The following is a 19,194-nucleotide window of genomic DNA, read 5'->3' on the forward strand; positions in this document are numbered from 1 at the left end:
TTAGCTTATTGGCAAAAACCAAGAAGATACGGCTGAATAACAAAGGTCGTATCTTTTTTAGGAGATTCGATGCAAACCACGCCACTCAAACTCTCATCCCGAAAGGCGCAAAAGCCATTAATTGCAGACGATGATGGTGTTTTCACTTTATCTTTTTTTCTGTTACCTGAATACGCGATGGTGTCACTGCTTTCTGCGATCGAGCCGTTAAGAATAGCGAACCGTTTGGCAGGCAAAACCTTATTTCGATGGCAATGTTTGAGTGAAGATGGAGAGCCTGTTTTAGCCAGTAATGGTCTAGCGCTGCAAGACGCTCTATCGATACATGCTAGTGAAAAACCTCGTAACCTTTTTGTGAATGCGAGTTTCCGTCCAGAAAAATACATGTCAGAAACATCGATAAAATGGCTGCGTGAGTTGCATCGGCTCGGCTTCATGGTCGGTGCGCTCGATACGGGCTGTTATTTGCTAGCCAAAGCCCAGTTATTAGAAGGCTATCAAGTCACCTTGCATTGGGAAGCGAAGCCTTCCTTTCAAGAGCGTTACCCTGAACTTGAAATCAGTGACGAACTATTTGAAATTCAGGGTAAACGCATCACCTGTGCCGGTGGCACTGCGGCAACCGACATGATGTTGTATTTAATCGACGCCTATTTTGAGCCAGAACTCGCGATACTTGTGTGTGAGCAATTAATCAAGAGTACGGCGAGAAACCAAACTGACCATCAAAGAGCCAGCCAAGCCGAAAAGCTCAAATTACACCACCCTAAAATGGTAAAAGCCCTAGCGTTAATGGCCTCTCACATTGAAACGCCTTTAGCCACATCGGATCTGGCAGACAGGCTGTCAATTTCCGTAAGGCAACTGGAAAGGTTGTTCTTACAGCATTTGGCCTGTTCTCCTTCCACTTATTATGTGCAATTGAGAGTGGAGCATGCACGGTATCTTTTGTCAGATTCTGGACTCAGTATTGCCGATATAGCCCTAGCGTGTGGCTTTAGCTCTACCGCGCATTTTAGCCGTCGCTATCGTGCGCTTTATGGCACGACTGCCAGCCAATATCGTTCTGGTATTCAATAGCGACCACAATAGGTCTAAGTGGCTGCCTAACAGTCGCTAAATATTGGTTTAACTAAAGCGCGTCTCTTTCGAGCACTCTTATTCGAGATAAGAGTTCATCTCTGTCGATATAACAGCCTTGTAAGTGTCTTGAGCCTGTTTTTAGGTCAAACGCATTGCGTGCGTGTAAGACGCGGCGATTATCAAAGACGATCAGTTCTCCGCCATTAAGGCGATGAAAAAACTGAAACCTTTCTTCTCTCGTTAATCGAATAAAACAGCGATACGCTTTGTATAGCGCGAGGGTCTGATGCGCTGGTACATCAATGGGGCCCCTGAGAAAGTTAGCGAGGCGAACTTCAACAACCTGGTTGTTTTCATCAACCACAATGGCTTTGCCACGAAAGCGATAGTCACTGTGTTTGTCCTTGTTGTAAAAGGCCATCGGTATGCTGGATAAGCTTTTAAACTCTTCGGGGTAATGCCCGCGCATGTGTTCGGCGATTTTAAATCCATCGACCAAAATAGATTCTCCCCCCGTGGCATCATTGACCAAACAATGCAAAAACTGCAGGCCGGGTTGGAGTTCTCGTGTGGGTAAATCGGTATGCAGAGGTAATCGTAAATCGGTATACGCCGAGCTGTTTGCATCCGCTTTAGCCTGCACATTAAAAATGGTGCCAAAGTTTGTTTCTCTGATAAAAGAGATGCGATTCGCGACGTTAATCAGCGTATTTGGGTCTGTATTGACGTCTTTAATCAGCGCGATTCCATAGTCCCTTAAATCCTTTAGCCACGCTAAAAGGTGTTGATCACTTTGCATGATGTTTTGGTAGGTGTTTGTTGGCAGGACTTGGTTTATGGCCTCTTTATCCCACACTTTCGCATGCCATTGTTTGGCTGAAAGTGCGCTTTCGCTGTAACAATGGCTGAACAACCAACCGGGATGATATTGGCCACAGTGATCAGCGTGATCCCACTCGATGACAAGTCTATTGTCTTCAGACAGATAGGCTTCTTGCGGTTTAATCGTTTCGGGGACATCACAAATCTCAAAGACTTGTTCCCGAGTGAGCGTGGCGATACATTCCGCACAATGACAGTTATCTCTTAGCCACAGGTAATGGTATTCACTCTCATGCCCGTTATCCCATTCAATCACAAGCGACTCGCTGCCCAAGTCGACTCGAACGGGAATATGTTTGATCGGATACGGTGTAAAGGATGCAATTTCTGTATGCGTGTCGGCGACTGTCATCGTGCTTTCCTCGTAAATATCCCAATAAAAGAGGGTGATGCTTTGAGTCATCTTATAATGAGAATCAACGATTTTCGTGACACCCAGCCGACATGATTTTGCACCATTCCGACATGTTTTCATGGGCAGTTTTATCGTTGATAACGTTCGGCCAATCTATAAGCCAATAAAGTCTGCTAAAAAGTATCAGCCAACGTATGCCGATGCGTCATTTCGGCGTAAAGGTGTCACCTCATGCGACCTACCGTTACGTATATTGTCACTTCGGACATTGTGCTTTTGACTGGCACTGTCTTGTTGCAAGCTTCTGAAAACGCAGAGAGTTAAAGGCGCGATTAACGCTAACCTCCGCTCCCTGCACATGAGAGAACGAATCTCAATGAAGCAACGCAATGGAGGCACACGATGCTAAACCAACAGCAAATGACGCAAAGATTCACGACGTGGGGAATGGTATTTCTCACGTTGGTATTAGGCTGGTTTGCACCCACCGCAATGGCGAGCGGTTTGTTGAAACCGACAAACGGCCAACATCAAGACCTCACCATCGAAACCCACCGTGTGGATGTCGTTATCGAAGACGGCTACGCCACAACGTCCATCGAACAAGAATTCTTCAACCCAAACAATGATGCACTTGAAGCGCACTATTCTTTCCCTGTTCCCCAGCAGGCGGTTGTGGGGGAGTTTATCTATTGGATAGATGGCAAACCGGTGATTGCAGAAGCGGTTGCCAAAGATAAAGCCAGAGAGATCTATCAAGATCAGAAAGTTCAGGGTCGCGCTGCGGCAATCACAGAAAAAGACGAATACAAAACGTTCGAAATGCGGGTATTCCCGGTGTTACCTCAGCAAAGTGTCAAAGTAAAACTGGTGTATCTGCAAGATGCGTTGCTCGATCATGGCGTTGGACGGTATGTGTACCCGATGGAAGAGGGCGGTGTTGACGAGGAAAAAGCCTCCTTTTGGACGCGTAATGATGCGGTCGAGCAAGATTTCTCGTTTAACGTCACGCTGAAATCCGCGTATCCCGTTGACGGTGTGCGTTTGCCTTCGCATCCCAATGCCGCACTCACACAAGAAGCGTTAGGTGAGCACACGATTTGGAAGGCGCAAGTAGCCAATCAATCTGCAGCCGTGCTCGAAGAGGAAGGCACTGCATCATCACAAACTGCGCCAGTTTACCGTTTGGAACAAGACATCGTGTTTTACTGGCGTTTACAAGATGGCTTGCCGGGTCGATTGGACTTGGCGGCGCACCGCGACCCTGCTTCATCTCAGCGCGGTACCGTAAAGCTAACTTTCACGCCAGGAGATGATTTAGTCCCTGTTACTCAGGGGCGAGATTGGGTGTTTGTGTTAGATAAGTCTGGCTCGATGAGCGGGAAGTACTCAACGTTGGTAGAGGGTGTACGCCAAGGGCTTGATAGGTTGCCACAAGAAGATCGCTTCCGCGTATTGATGTTTGACAACACAACCCATGATATCACCAAAGGTTTTGTGTCAGCGACAAAAGCCAATGCAGAACAGGCTCTAAAAGCGATTGAGAGGGTTGAACCTGACAATGGAACCAATCTTTATGAAGGTTTGCATGCAGCGTTGAAAAGTCTGGATAAAGATCGTCCCACTGGTGTCGTGCTGGTGACTGATGGCGTGGCTAACGTAGGCGTGACGGAAAAGCGTCAGTTCTTTACGTTGATGGAAAAACATGATGTTCGACTGTTCACTTTCATTATGGGAAACAGCGCCAATACGCCGCTGCTTGTGCCGATGACAAAGCTATCGAATGGCATTGCCACCTCGGTGTCGAATGCTGACGACATTATCGGCCATCTAATGAGTGTCACCAGTAAGTTGACACATCAGGCTTACCGTAATATTGAGTTGGATATTGACGGGGTAAAGGTTAGTGACATCACGCCAGAGCAGATCAGTAGCCTGTACCGAGGTGAGCAGTTGGTAGTGTTCGGCCACTACTTTAAGGCAGGCACGGCGAAAGTGACATTGAGCATGGATGTTGGTGGTGAAACGCGACGTTATATCACTAAGGTTACATTGCCAGAGACGGCGTTACGCAATCCTGAACTGGAAAGAATGTGGGCGTTCTCTGCCATTCGTGATTTGCAGGCGCAGATGGATTATCTAGAGCAAAAAGATGGCGATAAAGAACAAGCCATTGAAGACATCGCGGTGGAATATGGATTGCTGACCGACTACACCTCGCTGCTGGTGGTTGAAGAGCAAGCTTTCCAAGAGCTAGGCATTGACCGAAACAATCGCGCCCGTGTTACCGCTGAGCAGCTGGCTCGTGAAAAGCGTAGCGCTGAGTATGTTCAACCGACAAGGGCAGATTCTAGTCAGCCTATGTTTAGCCAACCGACACCGACACACTCTGGTGGTGGAAGCGGTGGCAGTGGCGGTGGTAGTGTGAATTGGCTGGTATTTGTCGTGCTGGCGTTCGTGTTTGGAGGCAGACATGTGATGGTGAAGAAAGAACACTAGTGTCGCTAATTAATTGAAAATAAGAGACAAGGCTGATGGGATCTGCCTTGTCGCTTTTGCCTTTGGCATGAAAAATACCACGCAAAAACAAAGGCGGGTGCGTCACTTAGTCATCTGATTTCCGACGATATGACGGCTGTATCTACAGGGACGCAAATTTTTCATGCAAAAAAATTCAAAATAAGTCTTTACAATAGCTCTGACTAGAGTAATATTGGCCTCGCTCTGTAAGTCAGAGTTATTAATAAAGCGTAAAGTAAAAGTAAAACCTCAGATTTCGTCACTAGTTGTAGTTCTCTGTGTTTCCCTTAGCTTCATCGTCACATTAAATAATTCCAGCACAGTGCGTCGCATTAATGCGAATATTTTATGAATTCAAATATAAGGGACACAAAATGTCTAACAAAACAACTGGTCTAGTAAAGTGGTTTAACGAAGATAAAGGTTTCGGTTTCATCACTCAAGACAACGGCGGCGCTGACGTATTCGTTCACTTCCGTGCAATCGCTTCTGAAGGCTTCAAGACTTTGTCTGAAGGCCAAAAAGTATCTTTCGAAGTTGAGCAAGGCCAAAAAGGCCCACAAGCTGCTAACGTAGTAGCTCTGTAATTTCGAAAGACAGCGCAGATGGCCATGCCATTTGCGCTACTTTTTTATCTGCACTACCAAAAATCTTCGAAATACCCTCCTGTAAATATCTTGTTCCAATCCTTCTATCTCCAAACTAAATCCTAAATTTTCTTTGTTTTAACATCCGATTTTCATCATTTGTTCATCAAGCCTGTTTCTATTTTTTATAAAAAACATTGGCTTGTGTTTCACGTATTTACACGGCCGAACCATGCCTTGTTAGGTTAAGCTCAAGCCACCATCCATCACCAAAGTGTGACCAACAACATAACTTGCTTGTTCTGAACTGAGCCAAAATATCGCTTTAGCGATTTCTTCTGGAATGGCGAATCTTCCGTTTGGCACTTGCTTGGAAACCGTTTCTCTCAATGCCGCACCCATGTCGGCCTGATGTTCTTCCCATCGCGGTGTCCAAGTCACACCAGGTGCAACGGCATTCACGCGAATACCACTTCTAATTGCTTCCACTGCGACTGAGCGAGTGAGGCCTTCAATACCGTGTTTGGTGGCAGAGTACATCGCTGCATTTGGGGTCGGGCGAACACCATTAACAGAACTCACATTGATGATTGCGCTACCTTCGGGCATCAAGTTGAGCTCATAGCGCAAGCACACTGCGTGCAACCAAAAATCACCAATCATGGTGCTATATAGCGCATCAATGGGCACGTTAGCAAAGTCACCACGAGATTCTAGCTTTGGTGAGGCATTGTTGACGGCAACATCTAAGTGACCGTAATTTTCTCTGATGTAGCCAAAGAAACGATCGACTTGCTGAACGTCTTTTAGATCAACGGGCAGGTAGTCGATTGACGATAGTTGAGGATGACGAGCCAATACCTTGTTCCACTTATCTTCGTTACGTGAGCAGGTAATGACTTTAAAGCCAGCTTGGTGAAAGGCGAGAACTGTGTGGAGGCCAATACCACTGCTGCCTCCGGTGACAAGGACTATTTTCATGCGCGCTCCGGTTGGAGTAAGAGGGCGCTTGGCTAGCGGTGCGTGAAAATATCATCCAGCATTAACTTCTTTGTTCCGCGGACTTTTCTCTGTTCTTCGTGTTCATCGTAAAATTGCTGCTCGCCAAGCATTGAAATAATATCGAAGAAGTAGTTAATGCTACCTCTTTGATTATTCATTGTTTTAAGCATAGCATCGCAGAAAATTTCCGGGTCGGTATGGGTCAAGTTAGACGCAATTTTGCCAACTTGCTGGCAAGAATATACGGTTCGAGGTTTGTCTAATGCGTGTGCAAGATTGATGCATTCTGTCCATTGTTCGCCTCGAAGCGCAGTCCAAATGCGGTTTGCAACTTGTAAGCGTTCCTCCAGTGGCGTATTGGCGAGCGTTTTTACGAAAAAACGTTGTTTTTCTAGCACAATTTTCCGGTTCATTCGTTCGGACGCAATGTAAGCACTGGTGAGCATGGGCATAGAGACGAGATAAAGCAGCAGTGTGACGCTAAGTGTGGCAATAAAAAAGGTGTCGTCCGTTAATCCGAAGTAGTAACACGAGGCGGTGGTGATCGCGGCAAACAGCAGGAAGGCCATAGAGATCCCTAACCGCGCATACCACTTAGATGTCGCTACAAAGTCAGGTGTTTGTTGGTTGAGCGTGTGAAATGAAACGCCTATAAATTCCATGTCTGGATATTCAGGGACAGGGAATTGTTCCTGATGCATAACAACTCTCCTTCAATGTGCTCGTGATACGTTACACGATACCCATTTTTGTAAGAAAGTTGTTATTTCATATCAATAAAACGAAAAATAATCGCGTGTTTTTTGTGAGCAATAGAAATGCCTTATGCATTCTATCGCTATTATTTTCTGGGCAATAGTGAGCAAGTTTGCTTGCCATGTTGCTATGCCTCAATCATTTCCGCTTTGATTTACCCAGCCTTGTTCAAACGCGTATTTGACTAACCCTGCGGTTGATGTGACCCCAAGTTTCTTTTTGACGCGAAGACGGTGGGTTTCAACCGTTCGAACACTGATGTCTAATTCTCGGGCAATGGTTTTGTTGCAGGCACCATTGGCGATGAGGATCAGTACATCTTTTTCTCGGGGGGTAGGAAGGATGTCATCGTGATCTTTATTCTCTAATTCGCTCATGCTTTCCATGAGAGTTTCTGACACTCCAGCACTAAAATAAGAACCGCCATTGGCGATAATATCGAGAGCTTGTACCAGCTCCTGTGAGGATACGTCTTTCAATACATAACCTTTTGCGCCACCACGCATTGCGGTCATGATGTACTCTTTGTTGTTGTGCATGCTGAGGATCACCACTTTGATCTCAGGCGCTTTGTCTCTCAATACGGAGAGCACTTCCAGTCCTGATTTATGGGGCATGGAAATATCCGTGAGGAGTATGTCTGGCTTGAGAGAGAGGGCTTTATCAATGGCACTATCGCCGTCGTTAGCTGCCCCGAGTATGCTGAACTGAGGTTGCTTGGACAGGCGTTCTATCAGTCCATCCTGAAGCAGCACATGATCATCTGCGAGTAAAAGCGTGGTCATTGGTTCTCTCCTTGTTGATTTGCCATCTTTTCTTCCTTAGCAATCCTTGCGAGCGCCTCTAATGTGCAATGGGAAGAATGGCTCTGACTTCAGTACCTTGATGGATTAGGCTGCTGATAGAAAAAATCCCATCCAAATTCTCAATACGTTCGCGCATATTTTTCAATCCCATTGATTGCGCATTATGGCTCACCTTGATGTCTTCAAAGCCAACACCGTCATCTGCAATGGTCAATACAATTTCACCTTCCTCTTGTTGAAGGATAATGTCGACGGCTTTTGCGTGTGCATGCTTTTCGGCATTGTGCAGTGCTTCCTGAGCCACACGATAGAGGGTGATTTCGGTAGACTTTGACACCTCGTCCATATTGAGATGATGTTCAAAAATCACATGCATTCCTGAACGTTCAGTCACTTCTTTGGCCAGATCGTCCAAAGCCGCGAGTAAGCCCAAGTCGTCCAACAGGGCGGGGCGTAAATCTTTTGAGATGCGTCTGAGTTCTCTGACGGCTTCATTGAGCGTGGCTTGGTCCAGCGCGACATTTTGATTTCGTTCTTCATTGGTTTTCGCATCTTTAATGCTGTCTAGACGGTATTTCACTGAGACCAGAATTTGGTTGATGCCATCATGCAGTTCGCGGGCAACCCGTGTTCTTTCCTCTTCTTGAGATTCAATCAGTTGCCGATTCAAAGCTTGTAGCTTTTGGTCCGCCAATTCGCGCGCACTAATATGAATACTGGTGGCAAGGCTGGCCACAATACCGATGGTGATAATCAGCGCAATACCGAGACCAATGAAGGTCTTGCTGATGGTTTCGTCTATTTTTCCATGTACCGATGTGACCTGGGTGTCGATATCATCAATGTATACACCCGTGCCAACCATCCAGCCCCACTTATCCAGCCCAATCGCATAACTCAGCTTTTTGACTTGTTCTTTTCTTGATGGCTTATGCCAGTAGTACTCGACAAAACCACCCCCTTGTTGGGCGCTGAGTATTAAGGCTTGTAGCAATTTGAAACCGCGATTGTCTTCCACATCCCAGATGTTTTGACCCACCATTTCAGGTTGATAAGGCAACACAAGGTTGGTGCCATCATAGGTGTAAGCGAAGAAGTACCCGTCTTCTCCGAAAGTGAGATTATTCAATATATCGATGACAGCTTGCTTGGCGTTGTCATCATTTTCGTTAGCGCTGTCATAAATTGGTGCAATAGAAGCACGAGCCAGTTCGACGTATTTGAGCAGTTCTTGTTTCTTAGACAATAAGGTTTCAGAACGGATTAAATTCGCCTGATTTTTAGACAGGGTGTCAGATTGGATCACCACTAATCCAATAATTAGCCCAAACATCAATAGCAACGGCAGCATCGCCAGAATCAATATTTTGATCCGAATGGGCATGCTCATGCCTGATAACGTCGTCAACATAATTCCGTTTGTTGTTAGGTTTTCACTCGGCTACGTGAAACTACGTAGCCCTATTACGCAATCCTATGGACAGTAAGTCCGTTTTCTAACTGATATTTTTTTCTAAGTTGCAGGGATAGTCTAGACGGTAACAAATTATTAACAGTCTCAATGTGCTGTAAACCTCAACCAGAAAAGCAGCAACACAATACATCCTAAACAGTGATGCTGCGCACCAAGGAGTGGACAATGAATAGGCCAATCTCGACGACTTTAAAAGCTATTGCCATCGCGACACTTTGCGTTTCAGGTTCTGCATTGGCAGACAAAATATTGCTGAAAACCCCGATTGCGTTTGGTACGCATTTGCCGGCACTCGGTACGCCGATCAAATGGGTGTCTGAACGTATTCAGCCTGTCACTGGAAACACCATCAAGATGAAAGTGTATGAGCCGGGTAAACTGGTTGCACCGCTAGAAATTCTTGATGCAGTTTCCAGTGGTAAAGTGAATTCTGGGTATGCGACCGCTGGCTATTGGCAAGGAAAAATGCCGGCGGCAGCGTTGTTTTCTGCAGTGCCTTTTGGTCCTGAAGCACCGGAATATATGGCGTGGTTGTTTTACGGTAATGGCTTGAAGCTCTATCAAGGCATGTATGACGAAGCAGGCTATAACGTGAAAGTGCTGCCGTGCGCCATTATCTCGCCAGAGACCTCGGGCTGGTTCAAAAAGCCAATCGACAAACCGGAAGATCTAAAAGGGTTAACCATGCGTTTCTTTGGTCTTGGCGGTCAAGTCATGGAGAAACTGGGTGTAGGTACGGTGCAGTTGCCGGGCGGTGAGATCTTTGGTGCGTTAGAGAAAGGAGCCATTGATGCCAGCGAGTTTTCTCAGCCAGCCATTGACCAACGTCTAGGCTTTCATAAAATCGTCAAATATAACTATTTCCCCGGTTGGCACCAGCAAGCCACTGTCTTTGAGCTTCTGATCAACAAAGATACGTGGAATAAGATGGATGAAGACCAACAAGCCGGGATTGAAACGTTGTGCCTAGCATCGATGACCAACTCCATTGCTGAAGGTGAGTCAATGCAGTTTGAAGCGATGCAAAAAGCCCAAGAGCAGGGCGTTGAACTTCGCTATTGGAATGACGACATGCTGGACCTGTTCCAAACCACATGGCTAGACGTGGTAGAGGAGCAAAAAGCGGATCCTTACTTCAACAAGGTGTGGAAAGATATGTCTGACTTCCGCCAGAACTACCAAATCTGGGCATCAAAAGGTTTCCTTCCTCGCAATTAAGACCCCTGTGGTTTCGGGCAGCAGGACGCTGCCCGTTTATTCGTTTTAACCTGGGTGAAGGAGCACATCATGACCCAGCCTTCTCACTCGCTTCCTGCTTCACCGCTTGCAGACAGCATTGAGCAAGTCGTTCGTATCGTCGGGCGCACTTTTGCTTGGAGCTATCTGTTATTGATTGCGGTTATCATCACGCAGGTAGTGCTTCGTAAGGTCTTTAATAACGGCCAGATTGCCTTAGAAGAACTGCAATGGCATCTCTACGCCATTGGCGTTTTATTCGGGTTGTCTTACGCCGAAATCACCGGCACTCATGTGAGGGTCGATATCTTCTATCACCGCTTTTCGGCAAGAAAGAAAGCGTGGGTTGAAATCATCACCGTTCTGTTTTTTGTTTGGTCATTCGCCTACGTGATTTTCATTCCTTCACTCGACTTTGTTTATGAAGCATGGCGTGTCGATGAACGATCTAATGCACCGTCAGGATTACCGTGGCGCTGGCTAATCAAATCTGCCATTCCATTTAGTGTTGCGCTGTTGGCATTCGCCAGTTTTGCTCGGCTACTTCGCGCTGTCGCCTTGTTGCGTCAGGGAGGCTCGCATGGAAGCAAATGAAATTCTTATTCTGGCGATGTTCGGTAGTTTTATTTTGCTCCTTTTTATCGGTATTCCTGTTGCTTGGGTCTTGGGCGGGGTAGGCGTCGCATTTGCCATCATTGGTTACTACAGTGACCTGTATTTTGATACATGGACGGGCTTAGATTTCACCACGCTGGGTTTGGTGGTTAACCGTTTATTCAAAATCATGGATAACTGGATATTGGTGGCGCTACCCATGTTTATCTTTATGGGGAATATGCTCGACAGATCCGGTGTCGCAGACCGATTGATGCAAGCGATGCAAGCATTGTTTGGTCGTGTCCGAGGTGGGTTGGCGATTTCCGTGATGGCGATTGGTATTATCCTTGCGGCTTCAACAGGGATCATCGGTGCGTCGGTCGTATTGCTGGCGACCATGTCTTTACCGGCCATGATCAAGCAAGGTTACAGTTTGCCTTTGGCACTGGGTACGGTTGCTTCTGCGGGAACTCTGGGGATCTTGTTACCTCCATCGATCATGTTAGTGATCATGGCAGATCAGCTTGGCTTGTCTGTGGGTGATTTGTTCATGGGCGCGATGTTCCCAGGTCTGATGCTGGGTGCAATCTACATTGTCTATTTGCTCCTGATTGGTGTGTTGAAACCGCAATCTGCGCCACTGCCAGAAAACGCAAAACGCGCTGATTGGGAGGTGATCAAAGATGTGGCCAAAGCGATTGTGCCAACCTTTGCACTGATCATTGCAGTACTGGGGTCGATTTTCGCAGGTATTGCGACGCCGACAGAAGCGTCTGGTGTTGGGGCGTTTGGTGCGATTTTACTCGCGATGTATTACAAGCGTTTCTCGCTGGCTGTGCTGAAAGATGTTTTGCTGGATAGCTACAAAACCACGGCTTACATTTTTGCGATATTTATCGGTGCAACGTGTTTTGCACTGGTGCTTCGTGAATTGGGTGGGGATGAATTTATCGAGCAAGCGTTTGAGGCCTTACCCTTTGGCCCCTATGGCATTGTCGCTTTCATTCTATTGGTCATTTTCCTGCTCGGCTTCTTTCTCGATTGGATTGAAATCACCTTGATTGTGTTGCCATTACTGGCACCTGTCGTGATGGGTCTCGATCTGGATATCGGTACGTATCCGGGGTTGGATAATGCTGAGCTGGTATGGTTCGTGATGTTGGTTGCGATGGCATTGCAAACCAGCTTTCTGACACCGCCCGTTGGGTTTGCTTTGTTTTACCTAAAAGGGGTGTGTCCGCCGGAAGTGAAGCTGATGGATATCTATAAAGGCGTCGTACCTTTTATCATTCTTCAGCTAATTGCCTTGGTGGTCTTGGTGATGTGGCCCAATTTGATACTTTGGTTACCATCAATTGCCTATGGGTAATCACACTGTGCTGACGACAATATAGGTAGGTGGATAATCCAATAAAAGAGGCCGACATGATGTCGGCCTCTTTTTCGGTTAGCGTTTAGCTATTTTAATGACAGCGTTGAGCTAGTCATCACTTCGTAGTGCTTCGAGTTGTTTGAACGCTTCGTGAAGCACGGTACCTGATTTGAACTTGCCTTTTGGATCTAACTTACCTGCGGGCATCCCCGTGAACAATTCGATGGCTTCACTCACATGTTCAATGACATAGATGTGGAACTGGCCTTTTTCGACGGCATGGATGATGTCTTTACGTAGCATTAAGTTATGCGCGTTAGAGCGAGGAATGATCACACCTTGAGTGGCTTTCGGGCCTTTGAGGGTGCAAACATCGAAGAAGCCTTCGATTTTCTCGTTCACGCCACCGATGGGCTGCGATTGACCAAATTGGTTCATGGAACCGGTAATGGATAAATCCTGTCGTAATGGCACGCCAGAAATGGCAGAAACCACGGCACAGAACTCCGCCATTGATGCACTGTCACCATCGACACCACCATAAGATTGCTCAAACGTGATTCGCGTAGTCAGTGGGATTTTTGCTGTTTTACCTAATAATGACGAAAGATAAGCGGTGAGGATCATGACCCCTTTGGAGTGAATATTGCCACCTAGCTTCACGCTTCGCTCTATGTCCAGTACGTCACCCTCGCCAAACGATGTCGTTGCCGTAATGCGGTTCGGTGCGCCAAAACTGAAATCGTTGGTAGTGAGCACCGACAGTGCATTCACTTGGCCGACTTTCGACCCGTGGGTGTCTATCAGGGTTGTGCCTGTCGTAAAGCCTTCCATCACGTAATCGCGCAGACGACTAACACGCATATCGCGGCTCGCCAGTGCTTTTTCGACATGAGATGCACGGATAAGGTTGGATTTACCGCTGCGTGCTTGGTAGTTAGATTCACGCAGTAAGTTGGCAATGTCTGATGAGTGCAGAGACAGTTTGTCCTGATCGCCAGATTGACGAGAACTGTGCTCGATAATGCGACCAATCGCGCCCTGATCGCAATGCAGGAGGCTATTATCGTGGCATATGCTGGAGATGAACTTTGCGTATTTTAGTTCGCTGTCATCGTTTCGCGGCATGTCGTCTTCAAAGTCTGCCGTCACACGGAACAGTTCGCTGAATTCCGGGTCGTAATGTTGTAGTAGCGCGTACGTTTTGTAATCGCCAAACAGAATGATTTTGACGTTCAGTGGAATCGGCTCTGGTTCGAGAGAGATGGTGCCACTGAGGGTGATTTCTCGTTCCAGTGAGCTCAGGCTGACTTTACGCGAGCTTAAAGCACGCTTTAAGCCGTCCCACACATAAGGGCGTTCCAACACTTTTACGGCATCGATAAGTAAAACACCGCCATTCGCGCGATGGATACTTCCCGGGCGAATTAAGGAGAAGTCAGTAAACACTGTGCCTTTGTAAGTGGCATTTTCCACGTAACCGAAAATATTGTGATACGTAGGGCTGTCTTCAACGATAATAGGAGGCACATCTTCATCTTGATCGACCAACACGTTGACTTGGTAGCGACGGGGAAGCTTTTTATCCAGTGCGGCATAAGCCAACCCTGCTTGCTCTTCACTTTCTTGCAGGAAAATATCGAGATTTTCGACGATATCACCTTGCATTGCCTTGAGGTATTTTTTCACCTGAGGCAAATCTTGATAGACATCGACAATTTTCTTAAACACGTGAGAAACGACGTCTGTGGCGACTTCTTCATCCAGTTTGAGCTGCTTCTCGGCGTATTGCTCTTCCCATTCGGTCAGCTTACGCACTAACCCACGAAGCTGTACTTCCAGCTCACGGATCACGGTATCGAACTGCGCTTGCTCTTTTTCTGGCAAGGCATCAAAGGTTTCTTCGGTATGCGGCTCTTCACCGTCTAATGCAATGAACTGATAGTCACCTGTGGCCGTGATAGAAAGGCTAATGTTTTGCGTTTTTGCACTTTCGCTCAGTTCTTCCAACGCGCCTTCTTGCTGCTCGGCTAAGCGATTTTTTAGGATGTCGGCGCGTGAGTAGTACATCTCATTGTCGAAGGCCATTGGCAGGGAGTTACTCAGCCTTGCCATGAGCTTCTCAATGTCTTTCTTGAGCTTCAAGCCCCTGCCTGCAGGTAATTGCAGTACGCTTGGCATGCGTGAATCCTGAAAGTTGGCGACATAACACCAATCGTAAACAGGGTGGCTATATTGCCAATGGCGACCAAGATAACGCATCACCATGGTGCGTTTGCCAAGGCCATTCTGACCTACCGCATAGATGTTGTAGCCCTTTTCTTGAATCGACATCGCGAACTCAACGGCTTGACGTGCCCGATCTTGGCCAACGATTTCGTCCAATGGCTCAAGATGCTTAGTAGAAGAAACGTTGAGTCGGTTGAGCTGTGAAGTGCGATAGAGCTTGTCACTGGTTAGTGGTGAGTGTGTCATAGCGCTCTCCTTACACTGATTTCTTTGTATAGAACCAGTGTAGCGCTGTTAACTTACTGATTTTGAGATAAAGAAGGGAGGACGTGTTGGCAATGTGGGCTGGCGCACTTTATTCACCTGTATAAGGTGAACAAGTGCGCAAAAAACGTTCTTGCTGATGGCGTTTGGATAGTTAGGTTGTGCGTTTTTTGTTATCGAAAGTTAATGCGCCGTCCATCCACCGTCGATAGCAATGGCTTGTGCTGTGATGTTTTTGGCACTTGGTGAGCTGAGGAAAAGAGCGGTATCGGTTAACTCGCGAAGGGCAATAAATGCTTTTTTGGGCATGGGCTTAAGCATGATGGTATTAATGACGTCTTCTTCGCTGATTTGGTGAGTCTGTGCCTGTGCGAGGATTTGGTTTTCAACCAAGGGTGTTTTGACATAAGAAGGGCAAAGCGTATTGATAGTAACGTCACGCTCTGCGCTTTCAAGAGCGATGGTTTTTGAAAAGCCCAGCAGGCCATGTTTAGCCGACACATACGCGGATTTATAGGGGGAGGCGACTAAGCTGTGAATGGAACCTACGTTGATAATCCGTCCAAAATTTTGCTCGTACATTTGCGGTAGAAAAGCCTTGGTTAACATCGCAGGACCCGTGAGTAATATGTCGATAATCAGTCGCCATTTATCTTCTGGAAATGTCTCCAATGCCGATACAAACTGAATGCCTGCATTGTTGATCAGTATGTCGACAGGCTCACCCGCACGATCGGGTGCGCTCGCAATGTGCTTGGGATCGGTGACATCGAGTGTAATGCCGTGCACGGGCGCATCAAAATCGCGCTTGAGCGTATCAACCGCTTCGCTTAGTGCGCTGGTGTTGATATCAGAGAGGGTGACGCGGTAACCCGCCTGTGCAAAACCTTGCGCCATACCAAAGCCAATACCGCTTGCGCCACCGGTGATAAAAACATGTTTTGCTGCCATCCGTGTTCTCCATAACGTTAGATAATCTATTTAAACTAAGCGCGAGTCACGACAGCGTCAATCCGCAGTATTACGCAATGGCTGCAGGAAATTGGAGATTTTGCTGATTTTTTAATGGGCTTTACTGGGTTTTAGTTTGCCGATCAGCGAAACAATACCCACCACGATCACACCTGCGATTAACCCGATAAGGCCATGAAGTAACGTTGGCAGCACCGCGGAAATGATATTGCCTAATGAAGGGATTAACGCGGTTTCCTGCGCGGCATCACCGATCCATTCAGACAGTAAATGCACGCCATGTGTCAGAATGCCACCACCCACCAAAAACATCGCAATAGTGCCCACTATAGAGAGGCCCTTCATTAATATTGGAGCGAATCCTAACAAGCCACGGCCAATCGCTTGGATAATTGCGCCGCTTTTTTTGCTCAGATATAAACCCGCGTCGTCGATTTTGACGATGATCGCCACCAAACCATAGACGCCAATCGTGATGATAAAGGCGATGCCAAACAGTGTGATCACTTGGGTAGGGAAATCACTGCCGGAAACGACGCCTAAGGTGATGACGATAATTTCGGCTGATAAGATAAAATCAGTGCGAATGGCACCTTTGACCTTTTGTGCTTCGTACTCGGCGGCGTTTAATGTGGCAGTGTTAAAATCGGTATCTTCAGGTGGCGTTGTGTGTGCTTTATCTTTGTCCTTCTTATGGAAAAAGGTGTGAATAATCTTTTCTGCGCCTTCAAAGCAAAGAAACAATCCACCTAGCATCAATAGCGGAGTGATAAGCCACGGGGCGATCGCACTGATTGCGAGGGCAGCAGGTACCAAAATAAGTTTATTGAGAAGGGACCCTTTGGCGACCGCCCAAACCACAGGCAATTCTCGGTCTGCTTTTACCCCCGAGACTTGCTCTGCATTCAATGCCAAGTCGTCACCCAAGACACCCGCCGTTTTCTTTACGGCCATTTTGCTCATGAGTGCGACATCATCAAGGATGGTCGCAATGTCATCGAGCAATGTAAGCAGGCTAGCTCCAGCCATGGGATGTCTCCTCATCACATATGATTAGAGGCGGAAAACCGCCTCTAGTTTGTTGTCACTTGTTTGGGTATACATTGTTACCGCATCAAGAGCGTTACAATTGCTGCTCGATGGCTGATAGCAGTTTGTCGATATCTGCTTTTGTTACGTCTTTATGCGTAACAAAACGCATCGCTTTGTGCGCTGGCGACACCAAGATACCGTGTTCTTTCAGTTGGCTCGCAATGGCATGAATATCAATGTGAGACGCAACATCAGCATAGACAATGTTCGTTTGCACGGGATAGATAAAGGTATTGAAACCCTGAATTGCCCCTAGATTCTCCGACAGGTATCGCGCGTTGTCATGGTCATCTTTGAGACGTTCAACGTTTTCGGTCAATGCAATCATGCCCGCCGCCGCAAGAATACCCGCTTGTCGCATACCGCCACCGACCATTTTACGCAGACGACGCGCGCGCTGAATGTAATCCGCATCACCTAGAAGAAGCGAGCCGATTGGCGCACCTAAGCCTTTAGAGAGGCAGATGGTCATAGAATCGAAATGTTGACTGATTTCTTTGATATCGACTTCAAGCGCAACAGAGGCGTTATAAACACGGGCACCATCCAAATGCAGCTTAAGCTTGTGCTGGTTGGCAAACTCACGTGCTTGTGCCAAATAGCTCATCGGGAGAACTTTTCCGCCGATGGTGTTTTCAAGACTCAACAATGTTGTGCGTGCAAAGTGGACATCGTCCGGTTTGACGGCTGATGCCAGTTTTTCAAAGCAAAGAGTGCCATCTTTGTTGTTTTCGATAGGCTGAGGCTGGACAGAACCAAGCACAGCTGCACCACCTGCTTCATATTTGTAATTGTGTGCTTGTTGCCCGCACAGGTATTCGTCACCACGATCACAGTGTGCAAGAATACCGAGCAAGTTTGCTTGTGTGCCAGAAGACGTAAAAACCGCAGACTCGAAACCGTGTCGTTCTGCTGCCCAACGTTCTAATTCGTTGACTGTTGGGTCATCACCATAAACGTCGTCACCCACTGGCGCATTCGCCATGGCATCACGCATTTTTTGGTCCGGTTGGGTTACTGTATCTGAGCGAAAATCAATCATTCCAAACTATCCTGATTACTACTATGATCGAACGACAAGACTACTCCTGATCGCTCAAAAAGTAATTACAAAACATAGCGAATTTCGCCCACGTCTATATGTTGAGCCATTCAATATTTGATGTTGATTGGCATAACGGAAGGCATTAAAAGGAACAACAATGGAGATGTCGTGGCTATTTATCTCGCTCGCGTGTTTGGTGACAGGTTTTTCTAAATTTTCCATAGGTGGGCTTGGCCTGATTATTCTTCCTCTCATGATGCTGGCCTTCCCTGGGCCTGAAGCACTTGGGGTGATCGTCCCGCTATATCTTCTCACTGACTTCGTTGCTGTGATGACTTACCGCAAAAATATCAATTGGGGTGTGCTGGCGAAATTACTGCCTTTTGGCGCCATTGGTGTGATGCTTGGTACCTATGTATTGGGGAGCATTGATTCGAGCACCTTTATGACCATGCTTGGCGTGCTCATATTTTCTTTGCTTGGTCTGTCACTTTGGCTTGATTACCATCCTTTACCGATATTCTCCCATCGATATGCCGCAGGTGTTGCTGGTGGCCTTTGTGGATTTGTCGGTGTGCTTGCCAATGCAGCTGGGCCATTGATGGGGTTGTTTTTGCTCGAGCAGAAAATGGAAAAACACGCTTACGTTGCCACCCGTGTTTGGGCGTTTTTGACGCTGAATATACTTAAGATGGTGGGTTTGATCAGCCTTGGGCTTGTGAACATGGAAACGCTCGAAGCCAGTGCAGTGGGTTTGCCTGCATTATTTGTGGGCATGTTTATTGGCTACAAAGTTTTTGCGAAGATTTCAGCGGATCAACTTAAAGTCATCGTTCGGTGTGCAATATCACTTAGCGCGGCACATCTGCTTTTTTTCAAGTCTCAATAAGCAGTAACTCGAAGCAGACAAACAGATACAGAT

At 46.9% G+C, this 19,194-nt stretch carries 16 protein-coding genes; 7 read left to right on the forward strand and 9 right to left on the reverse strand.

What is annotated here, in order from left to right; all coding sequences use genetic code 11:
- Positions 1-69 precede the first annotated feature (69 nt).
- Positions 70-1,080 carry a GlxA family transcriptional regulator gene (locus tag AC3CIC_RS05460; RefSeq protein WP_488515555.1) on the forward strand — a complete coding sequence of 337 codons (1,011 nt, stop codon included), beginning with the start codon at positions 70-72 and terminating at the stop codon, positions 1,078-1,080.
- A gap of 52 nt (positions 1,081-1,132) precedes the next feature.
- Here the strand turns inward: AC3CIC_RS05460 and AC3CIC_RS05465 are convergent, their stop codons facing one another.
- Positions 1,133-2,317 (reverse strand): TauD/TfdA family dioxygenase, encoded by a 1,185-nt coding sequence (locus tag AC3CIC_RS05465; RefSeq protein WP_488515556.1) that lies wholly within the window; start codon positions 2,315-2,317, stop codon positions 1,133-1,135.
- A 405-nt stretch (positions 2,318-2,722) separates the two neighbouring features.
- On the opposite strand from AC3CIC_RS05465, the gene AC3CIC_RS05470 reads away from it, so the two are divergent.
- Positions 2,723-4,819, forward strand: a complete 2,097-nt coding sequence (locus AC3CIC_RS05470; RefSeq protein ID WP_488515557.1) for a VIT and vWA domain-containing protein — start codon at positions 2,723-2,725, stop codon at positions 4,817-4,819.
- Positions 4,820-5,214: 395 nt separating this feature from the next.
- Positions 5,215-5,427 carry a transcription antiterminator/RNA stability regulator CspE gene (cspE, locus tag AC3CIC_RS05475; RefSeq protein WP_016958898.1) on the forward strand — a complete coding sequence of 71 codons (213 nt, stop codon included), beginning with the start codon at positions 5,215-5,217 and terminating at the stop codon, positions 5,425-5,427.
- A 240-nt stretch (positions 5,428-5,667) separates the two neighbouring features.
- Here cspE and AC3CIC_RS05480 read toward each other — a convergent pair whose 3' ends face one another.
- The 4 genes from AC3CIC_RS05480 to AC3CIC_RS05495 form a co-directional block, all read right to left on the reverse strand.
- On the reverse strand, positions 5,668-6,408 hold the full coding sequence (locus tag AC3CIC_RS05480) for an SDR family NAD(P)-dependent oxidoreductase (RefSeq protein WP_016958897.1): 741 nt from the start codon (positions 6,406-6,408) through the stop codon (positions 5,668-5,670).
- A 32-nt stretch (positions 6,409-6,440) separates the two neighbouring features.
- Entirely contained in the window at positions 6,441-7,130 is a 690-nt protein-coding gene (locus tag AC3CIC_RS05485) for a hypothetical protein (RefSeq protein ID WP_488515558.1), read from the reverse strand.
- A gap of 189 nt (positions 7,131-7,319) precedes the next feature.
- Entirely contained in the window at positions 7,320-7,970 is a 651-nt protein-coding gene (locus AC3CIC_RS05490) for a response regulator (RefSeq protein ID WP_394213276.1), read from the reverse strand.
- A 58-nt stretch (positions 7,971-8,028) separates the two neighbouring features.
- Positions 8,029-9,402 (reverse strand): cache domain-containing protein, encoded by a 1,374-nt coding sequence (locus AC3CIC_RS05495; RefSeq protein WP_488515559.1) that lies wholly within the window; start codon positions 9,400-9,402, stop codon positions 8,029-8,031.
- A gap of 228 nt (positions 9,403-9,630) precedes the next feature.
- On the opposite strand from AC3CIC_RS05495, the gene AC3CIC_RS05500 reads away from it, so the two are divergent.
- The 3 genes from AC3CIC_RS05500 (at position 9,631) to AC3CIC_RS05510 (ending at position 12,667) form a co-directional block, all read left to right on the forward strand.
- Entirely contained in the window at positions 9,631-10,683 is a 1,053-nt protein-coding gene (locus AC3CIC_RS05500; protein WP_488515560.1) for a TRAP transporter substrate-binding protein, read from the forward strand.
- A 69-nt stretch (positions 10,684-10,752) separates the two neighbouring features.
- Positions 10,753-11,295: a TRAP transporter small permease subunit gene (locus AC3CIC_RS05505; RefSeq protein WP_488515561.1), complete on the forward strand. Its 543-nt coding sequence runs from the start codon at positions 10,753-10,755 to the stop codon at positions 11,293-11,295.
- Complete coding sequence (locus AC3CIC_RS05510; RefSeq protein ID WP_394213271.1) at positions 11,282-12,667, forward strand: TRAP transporter large permease; 1,386 nt, start codon at positions 11,282-11,284, stop codon at positions 12,665-12,667. The genes AC3CIC_RS05505 and AC3CIC_RS05510 overlap by 14 nt, the downstream gene beginning before the upstream one ends.
- A gap of 111 nt (positions 12,668-12,778) precedes the next feature.
- Here AC3CIC_RS05510 and AC3CIC_RS05515 read toward each other — a convergent pair whose 3' ends face one another.
- The 4 genes from AC3CIC_RS05515 to ltaE form a co-directional block, all read right to left on the reverse strand.
- Positions 12,779-15,145, reverse strand: coding sequence for a Lon protease family protein (locus AC3CIC_RS05515; protein ID WP_016958890.1), 2,367 nt, complete (start codon positions 15,143-15,145; stop codon positions 12,779-12,781).
- A gap of 201 nt (positions 15,146-15,346) precedes the next feature.
- Positions 15,347-16,114: a 3-hydroxybutyrate dehydrogenase gene (locus AC3CIC_RS05520; RefSeq protein WP_488515562.1), complete on the reverse strand. Its 768-nt coding sequence runs from the start codon at positions 16,112-16,114 to the stop codon at positions 15,347-15,349.
- A 111-nt stretch (positions 16,115-16,225) separates the two neighbouring features.
- Complete coding sequence (locus tag AC3CIC_RS05525) at positions 16,226-17,164, reverse strand: DUF808 domain-containing protein (protein ID WP_488515563.1); 939 nt, start codon at positions 17,162-17,164, stop codon at positions 16,226-16,228.
- A gap of 94 nt (positions 17,165-17,258) precedes the next feature.
- Positions 17,259-18,269, reverse strand: a complete 1,011-nt coding sequence (gene ltaE / locus AC3CIC_RS05530) for a low-specificity L-threonine aldolase (protein ID WP_016958887.1) — start codon at positions 18,267-18,269, stop codon at positions 17,259-17,261.
- Between the two features lie 160 nt (positions 18,270-18,429).
- Between ltaE and AC3CIC_RS05535 the strand changes: the two genes are divergently transcribed.
- On the forward strand, positions 18,430-19,161 hold the full coding sequence (locus tag AC3CIC_RS05535) for a sulfite exporter TauE/SafE family protein (protein WP_488515564.1): 732 nt from the start codon (positions 18,430-18,432) through the stop codon (positions 19,159-19,161).
- Positions 19,162-19,194 lie beyond the last annotated feature (33 nt).

This window comes from Enterovibrio sp. QJM3NY_24 (assembly GCF_057786035.1).